The 11,286-nt window shown below is 42.1% G+C and carries 13 protein-coding genes; 2 read left to right on the top strand and 11 right to left on the bottom strand.

Translation table 11 applies throughout. The annotated features are described in order from the left end of the window. Positions 1-388: 388 nt before the first annotated feature. Positions 389-586, bottom strand: a complete 198-nt coding sequence (locus tag RMY31_RS34840; RefSeq protein ID WP_322659325.1) for a hypothetical protein — start codon at positions 584-586, stop codon at positions 389-391. Between the two features lie 90 nt (positions 587-676). Then, positions 677-1,504, bottom strand: a complete 828-nt coding sequence (locus tag RMY31_RS34835) for a hypothetical protein (RefSeq protein ID WP_322659324.1) — start codon at positions 1,502-1,504, stop codon at positions 677-679. 980 nt (positions 1,505-2,484) lie between these two features. On the opposite strand from RMY31_RS34835, the gene RMY31_RS34830 reads away from it, so the two are divergent. Next, entirely contained in the window at positions 2,485-2,697 is a 213-nt protein-coding gene (locus RMY31_RS34830; RefSeq protein ID WP_409879322.1) for a CopG family transcriptional regulator, read from the top strand. Positions 2,698-2,735: 38 nt separating this feature from the next. On the opposite strand, the gene RMY31_RS34825 is transcribed toward RMY31_RS34830, so the two are convergent. Both RMY31_RS34825 and RMY31_RS34820 read right to left on the bottom strand, forming a co-directional pair. Then, positions 2,736-2,933, bottom strand: coding sequence for a hypothetical protein (locus tag RMY31_RS34825; protein ID WP_322659322.1), 198 nt, complete (start codon positions 2,931-2,933; stop codon positions 2,736-2,738). Between the two features lie 221 nt (positions 2,934-3,154). After that, complete coding sequence (locus tag RMY31_RS34820; RefSeq protein ID WP_322659339.1) at positions 3,155-3,301, bottom strand: CopG family transcriptional regulator; 147 nt, start codon at positions 3,299-3,301, stop codon at positions 3,155-3,157. A gap of 81 nt (positions 3,302-3,382) precedes the next feature. Between RMY31_RS34820 and RMY31_RS34815 the strand changes: the two genes are divergently transcribed. Beyond that, the gene (locus RMY31_RS34815; protein WP_322659320.1) at positions 3,383-3,547 is read left to right on the top strand and encodes a hypothetical protein; all 165 of its coding nucleotides are present in this window, start codon (positions 3,383-3,385) and stop codon (positions 3,545-3,547) included. Between the two features lie 64 nt (positions 3,548-3,611). Here RMY31_RS34815 and RMY31_RS34810 read toward each other — a convergent pair whose 3' ends face one another. From RMY31_RS34810 to RMY31_RS34780, 7 genes are all read right to left on the bottom strand, one after another. Beyond that, positions 3,612-4,190 (bottom strand): HMA2 domain-containing protein, encoded by a 579-nt coding sequence (locus tag RMY31_RS34810; RefSeq protein WP_322659318.1) that lies wholly within the window; start codon positions 4,188-4,190, stop codon positions 3,612-3,614. A gap of 194 nt (positions 4,191-4,384) precedes the next feature. Then, on the bottom strand, positions 4,385-4,687 hold the full coding sequence (locus tag RMY31_RS34805) for a DUF5132 domain-containing protein (RefSeq protein ID WP_322659316.1): 303 nt from the start codon (positions 4,685-4,687) through the stop codon (positions 4,385-4,387). A 72-nt stretch (positions 4,688-4,759) separates the two neighbouring features. Beyond that, complete coding sequence (locus tag RMY31_RS34800) at positions 4,760-7,081, bottom strand: heavy metal translocating P-type ATPase (protein WP_322659314.1); 2,322 nt, start codon at positions 7,079-7,081, stop codon at positions 4,760-4,762. A 178-nt stretch (positions 7,082-7,259) separates the two neighbouring features. Next, positions 7,260-7,979: an HMA2 domain-containing protein gene (locus RMY31_RS34795; protein ID WP_322659312.1), complete on the bottom strand. Its 720-nt coding sequence runs from the start codon at positions 7,977-7,979 to the stop codon at positions 7,260-7,262. Positions 7,980-8,014: 35 nt separating this feature from the next. Next, positions 8,015-9,178 (bottom strand): hypothetical protein, encoded by a 1,164-nt coding sequence (locus RMY31_RS34790; protein WP_409879319.1) that lies wholly within the window; start codon positions 9,176-9,178, stop codon positions 8,015-8,017. Between the two features lie 93 nt (positions 9,179-9,271). Continuing rightward, positions 9,272-9,805 (bottom strand): peptide deformylase, encoded by a 534-nt coding sequence (gene def / locus RMY31_RS34785; RefSeq protein WP_322659308.1) that lies wholly within the window; start codon positions 9,803-9,805, stop codon positions 9,272-9,274. Between the two features lie 72 nt (positions 9,806-9,877). Beyond that, entirely contained in the window at positions 9,878-11,149 is a 1,272-nt protein-coding gene (locus RMY31_RS34780) for an HhoA/HhoB/HtrA family serine endopeptidase (protein WP_322659306.1), read from the bottom strand. Between the last annotated feature and the right edge of the window lie 137 nt (positions 11,150-11,286).

The raw sequence follows: 11,286 nt of genomic DNA, 5'->3' as shown, positions 1-11,286 counted from the left end.
TTAAGAACGCTGACCTAACTGCTGCTTAGTTTCTACTTCTTTTTCAACTATTCAACTTAACTCAGCCTCTAAAAGAAGTTGAGTAACTTTCTCTTGCCTTCTATTCATTGCTGCTAAATGCCAATTAGTCCAAACTCAAGTATCAAACTAGTTGATATTTTACTATTTAATAAATTAGCCTACGGCAAATTTTTTCTGAATTATTAGACCAACTAATAGTACATTTATTCTACTTGGTCAATGCTAATTACCAACTGTCTAGCTGTTGACTTATTGAGTATTAAATTGCTTTGAAACTGATTTAGAGTATATGCTTACAAAGCTTACATAATCATTAAATATCAAGAGTTTCAAGTTTAAGAAATTAACATTGACAGATAAGCTGAATTTAAAAAAAAGCAATTTCAGTGTCGTTAGGCATTCCTTGCTTAAATTCAGTAGTCATGATAGTTTCTAAATAATCAATTTCAGTTTCATCCAATACATCAAAATTAGTCTCAAAGATATCAAAACTAGTTTTGAGCAACCTGTTGGTAAGCTCTTGTCTTAAAGAATTTTGCTCAATAATGTCAGTTACTGCGATCATTACTTTATTCTCCTAAAAGTTGTTTGAGTAAGATTATGATTGTGCGATAGTTGAAATCAGCTATCTCAAGTAATTAATTTGTTAGCTTGACTATGAAAACGCAGATTTAGCTTGCAGACATGTAGATACTTTTAGTGGTTTCAAGATATCTTGTAGTTCATCGTCTGATATGTACTCTTCCTTTGGTGGCATAAAGCGTAAAAGTGCAGTCTCATAACAGGCTCTCGCTACAAGGTTACACTCCTGCGGGGTAAGCTGTGCAACAATCTCAACTATATCCTGTACATGCTTCACTTCCGATCCAATATTGCTATGTACGCGCAACCAACGTGTGGCTTTGGTTCCTGGGGGTAACAAAGCCTCCACTTTTCGGATGTATTCCTCACCTACAAACGTTCCTAGACGTTCGCTCGCATAACAAAGGCCAATACAATCAATAGGATTAGTCATCTCCACTATTTTAGTAAAGTAATTGACATAATCTTCAATAGTGGATGGAGCAAGTGCTTGCACTACAGCCTCAGCATCATATCCCATAGACTGAATATCAAGTAGAGCGAGTAGGTCATGGTCTGTCTCTTCTCTAGCTTTCTGTGCAGCCCACTGTGCTAAATTCCAATGACCCAATGCAGCAAAGCGGTGAGATGCTTTTTCCATCAGCGGTGAAGTGTAGCGACTTGAATGATACGCACCTGCAAGCCGCCATACCCAACGTATAGGGGTCAAAGTTGGTGGTCTGCGCTCTGACTTAACTGTGTACCAAGCATATACTATTGCCCGATCTAAAAACTTCTGAATTTTAATTAAGCTTGTGGCATAAATCGCTTTTTGGGAAAAGAGATCGTTGTTTTGCACAGAATTAGGTTGATGCATCCAAGCATTGTTAGCAGTATCGACTACTGAAAAATCAGTATTCATGGTTTCTTTTGTACTCACGTACTGTCATCATCTTTAAAACCACTCTGCTTTTAAAAATTAGGTGCAGATGGTTTGCTATGAGATCAATCTTGAATGAATCCCAGTTTGTAATGTATTCGACTTTAGAGCCTTTTACTCAGTGTTCAATTTAGGTGATTGAGATCGCACATTTAACTAAATTTTTACATTGCGAGAATTGTAACATGAGCGTGACTACTAACAACAAAGTAAATAACTATTGATGAAGCTAGTTTAGTACTAAATTTTTTATGATTTTTCAACAGATAATGATACGTTGAAGTGATATACAAAATCTCCAATACTACTAATATGGTTATTTAAATAACTACTGATAGAAAGCGGCCATGCCGAAAGCTAGAGAAATATTGCTGGTAAAATCAGCTTTTTAGCCTTATTTCAACTGAGTAATTATTTCATACCCACTGTATTAATAGTTATTGCATATTATTACTAAATCAGTGTTATATTTTGTAGTCATTTTTTAGAACTCAAGCAAAAGAAAATCAGTAAGTTAGGCTTGAACTTAAAGATGAATGTAAAATTTATTTTGAAGATTGAATAACCTATATTACAAATAACGTAATATTTAATACTTTCAAAATTATCGAGCCTAAACTAAAACGTTCTGATTATCGACATAATAAAGCTAAAAATCAGATCTTTACTGCAAAAAGTTTTGTATGATATTTAACAACTATAAAAATAATACTTAGGTATAGCATTCATCCAATAATTTTTTCCTAATTTTCAACTGTAAAAGAAAAAAATAAAGCTTTATTTTTCCTATTCTTTCAACTGTATTTCATGCTGACAAAGACGATATAAGGCTTATTTTTATACAGCTAGCTTAAAAAGCTTAAATTCAATCTTAAAATCTAGATTTTCACTGGCAAAGACGATTCAGGATGAGGAACATTATTAATCTTGATACAAAATTATGAAGTATCCACGAGGTCGCAGTGTATAAATTTCCCAGTTTTCCATCACCGAGTAAAAAAGAGACAGTCAAACAAATTACTATAGAACTAGAGTTAGATAAAGCAGGCGAGCAAATAACTGTAGAGCTAGCATTAGATGAAGCCAAAAGACTTGATAATTATTGTAACCAAACGGGTAAAGTTGCTAAGGATGTAATTCGAGAACTAATTCAAGGAATTACCTTAACTTATTAGCGTCGCGGTGAGGCGATCGCAGTCTAGGACACCAATTCTTACCCTAGCCTGCGGCAAGCCGCTTTGCCTCTACGGCAACGCCAAGGGCGAACGCTGACTTGTTCGCCCTTGGCGTTGCCGTACCCCTGCGGGGTACGAGAAAGGCTTTGCCGAAGAGTTCTCTGAAGGAGTATTGTAGGGTAGGAACTGGGATAATTGGGAATCGCTTTGGTATGTCTAGCTTTGCGTAAATCCATCTGCCGCAATCATTTTTCAAATTGCGATCGCAAAACTCCAGAATGTCAGCATTGGAAAATATTTAGTGCAAATGTACTTTCCAAATGGAAGTAATCTAAGTTACGTCACTGCACAAAAAATATAAGTGAATATAATAACCAAAAATTTGGTTAAAGATTAATAGAGAACAATCACTGAATGATTAGTAACAAAAATAAGCCAAGTTCTAATACTACCCAGATTAATTTACTGACAATGCTCGGATGAGTTCTCGAATTACATCTGTAGCTGGCCTACCAGTTTGTTCGCAATACTGTTCCAGCTTCTCGGCTTCTTTTGTTGCCAAATTTAAAGTGATTCGCTTAACTGCCCATTTTTTACTCATGATGTTAATTTAGTTACATGTACAAATTCATAAAATTAACGGAAATCTCTATCGACCCAGTTTGGTGATAAAGCTTCTGCGACTATGTTGCCACAGCTTCCTCCTCTAGGGTATGTACAAATTATTTTGGCATTTCGATCGCTATCCTTTTCCTTTGTAGTTAAACAAAGTACTGACTTTGAGGATGCTTATATCTTGAAGCAAGGCGATCGATTGCAATCTGCAACCACAATCGTGCTTCTTGTTTAGCTGCCTCTAATACAGTTTCACCTTAGTGAATATTTTTTGACTGTTCTTGAGAAATGCTATTATATCACTCCCTGTTGGAGTTTAATTGGTTCATACCGTGCAACTTAATAAAACTATCAAAGGCATACCATGCCAACACGTACCAGGGAATATTTTCAAATTGTAAACCCTTAGCCAACAGTTGCCGAGTAGCAAGGAAACTAAGTCCTAAAGGGAAAAGAAAGCGCAAATCGACCACTCCATTGGTTGCTTGTTCGACTCGTTTATTTAAGTCTATAACTGCAACTGAGATATCCACCGCTGCCTCAGAGTTACCCTCAGTAATATTGCCGAAAATAATTCCTAAATCCACTAGTGTGGATATCACATTTTTCAAACTCTCATCTTTACCATCGTGGTTGATGACAATACTACCGTGACTAATATTAGTTCGCACTTGACTGACGTTGGGTTGTGCTACTAATGCATGAGTAATGCGTTGCATTTCCCCTGGTTGACGATGGGCTCGAGCAACTCTCAAGCGTAATCTCCCTGGAGTATCGCTGATAACTCTTGTAAGTATGGCTTTGGATGGCTTATTTAAGCTTGCCTGTTCCATAACTTCAGGCATTTTGGTGAGATTACCATGACTATTTGTCATCACACAACCGCCCTTCTCTAAAGGATAAAGTAACCCCACAGATAAATCCGGGGGTTGGAAAAAAGATGCTTTACTTTTATGTTCTCTATGGATGAATCTGCTTGCAGATCGCAGTGGCTCTCCTTGGGAGAAGGAGCGTCATCCGAAGGGGGAGACCCCAAGACTGCGACTCTCTCACCGTTACGCGTCTACATCCTTCATCCTTCTATCGTGTTGTCAGCAGGACTGTTAGCAGATTCAAATACTGGGGTTTCTTTGGACTCTGCGAGTTCAGCCTTGGCTTCGGCGACAATGTCTTCCCAGGTTTCACCCAGTTCTGCAAAGGCTCCTCTACTTTTTTCGTAGGCGACAATTCCACCTTTGATGATTGATTTAGCTATCGGTTTACCAATTCCTGCAACAATGGGAAGGATGACCGGTGCTAGCAATACTGCTCCAATACCAGCTATAATTCCAGGAGCGCCAGCGTCTTCAACAAAATCAGTAATTTTGGGTGCCATAGTTAATTTTCCTCCAATGAATTAGAAAGTTGTGTGAAAGCTTTTTACCGTAATTTACCCAAGATGGCAATTTCATCTTGCCGATGGTAGAGTTTTTTGTGGTGAATGTTTGAGGATTGGGCGCAAACCATTGACTCCGGCAACGATAGTTGAACCATTGTTAACTACCGTCGCTCCCAATGGATTCAGACCGAATAAAACGGCTATTACTAATGCTCCCAAATTAGGAACAACAACAATACCAGTGTTTTGCTGAATCAGTTGCTTAGCTTGGCGTGCGATCGCAATTGCCTCTAATAAGCCGTGCAAATCATTCTGCATTAACACTAAGTCTGCTGTCTCGCGGGCAATCTCAGAACCGTTGGCAAAGGATACTGAAACATCAGCGTAGGCTAAAGCTGGCGAATCATTGATCCCATCACCAACAAATGCAACTGTCTTGCCTTGTTCGTGCAGTTCTCGGACAACTGCTGCTTTTTGTTCTGGAAAAGCTTCTGCGTGAGTATGCATCGGTGGAATGCCCAACTCAGCAGCCACAGCACGAGCTGTGCGCCTGTTGTCTCCGGTGAGCATATGAACTTCTACACCTTCGACTGTCAGCAGTTGGGTAATGACTTCTCGGCTTTCTTGCCGCAGAATATCACTATATCTGATTTTACCTTGAAGTTGACCGTTGCTAGCTACATAAATCGCGGAGGCCGACCATTGGTGGTGTCCATTGAGCGGTTCCATATCAATGCCTTGCTGGCGCAAAAAGCGATCGCTGCCTACAGAAACAGTCTCGCCTTCAATTTCTGCTTGCACGCCTAAACCCAGTTGATAGTTCCACTTACTACGGTTGGGAATTGTCACTTGCTCTGCTTCGGCGTGGCGGATCACTGCCTCGGCTACTGGATGTGTCAACCGCTGTTCAGCGGCCGCGGCTAAGGCTAAGACTCGCAAGCTGGACACGGAGGGATTGAGACTCTCAACTCCAATGACAGCTACTTCCCCTTTCGTCAGGGTGCCTGTTTTATCAAAAACAATGGTATCAACTTCTGCTAGTTGTTCTAACGCCCTGCCGCTACGTATGAGAATGCCGTGCCGTGCTGCATAAGTCAGTGTTGCCAAAACTGTTGTCGGAATGGACACCCGAATACCTGTGCATAAGTCGAGAGTCAGGACACTAGCTACCCTGGCTGGGTTGCGAGTTGCGGCAAATACTATTCCTCCTAGTAACAAAGTTGGCACAACGGCTCTTTCAGCAATTTTGGTGGCATGGTTTTCCATGCGGGTATCATGGACAGGAGCTTCTTGCATTAACTTGATGCTCTGTCCGGCACGGGTGTCATTACCTACCCGCTCTGTCAAAATATAAATTCGTCCTTCCCGTACCAAAGTTGAGGCAAAAACAGGCTGTCCCTGCTTTTTTAAAATTGGCATGGACTCACCAGTAAGTTTCTGCTCGTCCAACAGTGCTTTCCCCCGCAAGATAGAGCCATCCACAGGGACTTGTTCGCCAGGATAGACAATTACTGTGTCGCCGCGCCGTACATCTTGGATGGGAATCTGTTGCTTCTCTCCATCGCGCTCAACCCAGACAAATTGTCCTAAAGAATTGAGTAGATCCAGAGTTTGTAATTGCGAAGAACGAGCAGTGCGATCGCGGATGTTCTCACCAATTTCAATTAAACTCAACATCAGCGATGGTGTAAGAAACTGACCTTGGACTGTGGTAATTGCGATCGCCATAAAATCCAAAAAGTCTATATTCAGTTTTCGCTGCGTTGCAATCCCTGCTAGCGCTCTTTGAAAAACTGGCCAAGTCGCTAGGACGATGGTTCCCGCCACCATCATTGGTGGAATGGGCAATCCAAAAGGCCCTCCAAGCACAGCTAAAACAGTAGCAACAGCCGAAAGTTGCAAACCAGGCCAGGAATTCTCCGTATCAGTTGTGGGAACAACTAATGACTGGTTAGCGGCAACTCTTGGCACTATTTCTACATCACCAGCAGTCACAATCAGACAGTTCAAACGCGATTGCATCTTGGCATCAGCAACTGCACTAGATTTATAAGTTACAACTAGCGACGCTGCCGCAGGCTTAATCCGAATGCTCGTGATGAGGGGATCGTCTTCCAGTAAAGCTTGCAGACGCTGAGTATAGTCTCGATCGTGGCGTAACCGAGGCACGCGCAACCGCACCCTTCCTTGAATAGCATGGACAATACTGTAGGATTTAGTAACTTGAGAAGAGTGTCCATTTTTCTCTCCTGAAGAAACTTTGCCATTTTGTTCCTGCAAAGTTTTCTCAAATTTTGGAGCTAGACAAACTTCTTCATTCTTCTCTCCTACAGTCTTTTGCAATATTTGAACTGGTGGAGGCGATGCTAGTGGAACAGTAACTTTTGCCATTCCTTCACTCTCATACAGATTTATAAGTTTGTTGGTTATTCACTTACTAAGTGCTGAGTTAGGAGGCAGAAGGCAGAAGGCAGAAGGCAGAGGGCAGAAGGCAGAAGGTAAAAAGTAGAATTAGTTATTATTTCTTCCTCATCTCCCCCTGTTCTCCCAGCTTCCCCTGCTCCCCCGCTTACTCTGCGGCGATCGCGGCGGACTGAATTAGACTGACTAGATGGGACACTATTCCTGCAAAAACGCTTTGCACTCGCTTTTTGGCATCCCGAAGCATTTCAGTTTCATAGGCGATCGCAATTGATGCTGCATCCTTATTGACTCGTTCACTCCTCACTGCTGGATCTGCTTTGAGTAAAGTCTCTAGCCGTTGGACATATTTAGGATCTGAGGCAATTTGAGGGATATGAAATCGCACTCGTCCGGGAATTGCATGAACAATGCTATAGTCCACTTTTGCCGGTTGCTCGGTTATTTGAGGATGAGTAACAGACTGAAACTCTGAGTCTGAAATAACTGGTGCTGTAGTTGGCTTTTCGATAGCTACTTCTGCTTCGCCAGCAGAATTCAATACAGTAGCCAACTGTTTTAGTAAAGCTCGCATCTGTTCTGACATCACCTCTGGTTTGCAGGTAACGATAATAGCTCCTGCATCAGGGTTAACTTGCGTAGCGATCGCCCAACGTTCTTCTTGAAGCAATTTGAGAAGGCGTTGCTGGGATTTGGGATCTTCACTCATTCGAGCTAAGGAAAATCCTAATCCAGGAAATGCATGAGCGATTCTATAAACGAACTTGATAACTACCTTGACAGTCTGCTTGCAGACGTGATTTGTCTGTGCCGCTGTTGTCGAAGTTTGTTCTGAGTGCAATGTTGATGAAGATATGGAACCATCCATCTTTGTCCTCCAGTGTTCCCAAATCGGGGAACTGTCTATAACGGAAATTTCGCCAAATAGGCTAAGGAAAAAGACAGTCCTGAAGATTTCATATCAGCCCATAACCTGGATACATCTAAGGTTGTATTGTCAAATGTTGTTGGCTCTATAGCTTCATCAGGCTGATTTACTGATTCCAAAGCTCTAGCTTCATCAGGCTGATTTACTGGTTCTAGAGGCAGTTGCTCATTTATCGCCTGGATGGGATGTGTGGGTGGGTTCGTCTCCAACGCTAATTCCATCAGACTCACCCAATGAGTTAAAGGCACATTATGAGGCTGATATACGATCGCGATTGATGCTGCATCGCTATTCAAACGCACATTGATAACTTGGGGATCTGTTTTGAGCAACCTCTCAAGTCGCCGTGCATAGGCACGATCTTGGGCGAGTTGAGGCAGATGAAACCTAATCCTTCCCGCAATTGCATGGACAACTCTGTAAACGACTGCTGTGTCCCCATCTTTATTATTTTGTGCTGGAGGTTCTACTTGGCGATCGCTGGTTGATAAGGAAGGTTGAGACAATTTTGTTGTCGCAACAGGATCTGAATTCTTGCTGCTTTCTGATGTCGAAAATTGCGGCCCTAGGTAGTCGATCGCTCGACGAGTTGCATCTGAGGTAATCATATAGACTGGAATCGCTGCCAAACCGCTGATTCCCAGCCCTCCTGTCACCGCCAACCCTGTCATCAACGGGATGAAGGAAATGGACTGTTCTTTCCAAAAATCAAGAGATTTCCACGCTGCAAAAGGATCTATATTGCTGAGTGAATCAGGTGAATCTGACTGTTGAATATCAAATTGTCGAAGTATCTTCAACATCTGCGGCAATGTCACCAAATTTTCATCAAAGGTAACCACCAAACTGCCTGTTTGCTGGTTAGCCGAAGCTTCTTTCACTCCTTGGTGCTGCCGCAAATTTTGGGCTATCGTTTCTAATTTTGTGTTAAGACTACCGTCAGTAGCACGGATGCGTATGCGCCTATTTGTTGCATGTACGATTTGCACTCCACCAGTAGACAGTTGCACGTTTGATGCAACAGCCTCGGTGCTATTTCTATTCACTTTGACTTCATCGCTTTGACGCTGAGCAGAGATTAAGTCAGGAGACATTTTTGACTGCGGACTTAACACGCAACTACTGATAATTTGTGTCATTTAACCGATAGTTGCACCAAAAACAAGGTTAACAATAGGTTAAATATACCTTAAGCTTCGGTGTCCGGTCTCATTCTTAAGAACTATATTGAATTAAGTCTTGTTAACTACTCGGTTTTGGTATTCTTGCTCAGTAATCATGTCGAGAGTGTTCTCCAGGCGGTCTACAAAGACAATACCATCAAGATGGTCGTACTCATGCTGAAATATACGGGCGACAAAATCAGTAAATTCTTGTTTTTGTAACTTGCCATTGCGATCGGTGTATTCAACTTTAATTGCTTGATATCTAGGAACTAATCCTCTAATACCAGGAATGCTCAAACAACCTTCCCAACCCTTTACAACTTCAGTTGAGTGAGCAACTATCCTAGGATTGATCGTGGCAGTAGGTTCCATTTCCGGGGCGTTAGGATATCTAGAATTAGGACGAGAGGCCATAATAAATAAACGTTTTTGTTCTGCTATTTGAGGTGCAGCAATTCCCACGCCATTAGCTTTAGCAACGGTGGCTATTAAGTCATCAATTAGTTGTTGAACACTTTCATCGTGAATATTGTCAACCCAAGTAGCTTTTTGGCGCAGTATAGGATTGCCTAATTGAATGATTGGTGACGATTCAGTCATCAGTAAACTCCTTTAGTCAGTTATCAGTTGTAATTTTTCTCTCTCTGCTCCTCTGTCCCTCTGCCCCTACCTTCAGCTTTCTCGCCGCACTGGCAAAGGTGCAGGACTGACTGCTATTTCTGTTGTTTTCCCATTGCGTTCTACTTGTATTTGTAAAGGGCTACCAATTTTGCTAGTTTCCACAAGCTTTTGTACTTCTTCAATTTTAGTTACAGATTGATTATTAATGCGTTGAACCACATCGCCGGCTCGTAGCCCAGCAACAGCTGCTGGAGAACGGGGGACGACATTAACTAACAAAACGCCTTTATCTGTTGTGAGATTGATGCGATCGCCTGCTCTCTCCTGTATTCTTTCTTTAATTTCTGGTGTCAATGTCACCATCTGAATACCTAAATAAGGATGCTCGACTTTACCTTTAGTAATTAATTCCTGAGCAATTCTTTGCACGGTGTTGATGGGAATGGCAAATCCTAAACCTTGAGCGCCTCGGATAATGGCTGTGTTCATGCCAATTACTTGACCGCGGGCATTCAGCAACGGCCCGCCAGAGTTACCAGGATTAATTGCAGCATCAGTTTGCACATAGTCAACTCTCTTGTCACTAGCACCGATATCACTACCAGAGCGACCTGTGGCACTAATAATCCCAGAAGTAACTGTGTTGTTTAAACCTAAAGGATTGCCAATCGCAATTACTGCCTCTCCTGGTTGTAACACCTCGGAGTTTCCCACAGACAGGGTTGGCAAGTTATTGGCATCAATTTTGATTAAAGCCACATCCGTTACCGGATCTTCGCCCAGCACTTTGCCATCAAAAGTCCTGCCATCCTTCAGGGTTACGGTTACAGTGTCGGCACCGTCCACTACATGGGAATTAGTCACAATTTGACCTGAGGAATTAATAATAAATCCAGAGCCGCTACCCTGCTCAACCCGCTGTCTAGGCTGTGATGGCACGTCCCCAAAAAATCGTCGCAAAAATGGATCGTTAAATTCATCCGGTATTCGAGAAGTCACCGTTCTGGAAGAATCAATCCGAACTACTGCACCTCCCACCTGTTGCACCACTTTGACTACAAAGTTAGGATCTCCAGACGATGAGAAAATCGCTGGGGGGACTATTGCCGGATTGGTGTTATTTGCTTGTTGGTCTGAAACTTGAGACTGGGATTCATTTGTTCGAGTTTCAAAAGTTTTGGCAGATAGAAGGGAGCAGCCTTCCAAGAACACCACTGCTATCCCACTCAATAGCATCAATATAATACCGGTCGATCCCCTCCTTGGGGGTAAACCTTGTGTATCAATATCCTGGACTTCTAAGTCATGCTCTGTTATCTTCATGTGTCTTTGCTTCTCCGTGCTGGTCAGTGGGTGGTAGGATATTGCCTACCGGGTTTGTCTCAGAATGATTACAACTCAAAAGTTTGTCTCAGGTCTAGGGCTTGTTGAATGCTAAATTGGTGCTTGCTTACATCTTC

Origin of the sequence: Dendronalium sp. ChiSLP03b (genome assembly GCF_034531165.2) — a bacterium.
GTDB classification, from domain to species: domain Bacteria; phylum Cyanobacteriota; class Cyanobacteriia; order Cyanobacteriales; family Nostocaceae; genus Dendronalium; species Dendronalium minutum.
Note: the sequence above shows the minus strand (reverse complement) of the source record. Positions and strands in the feature narration are given on the sequence as shown.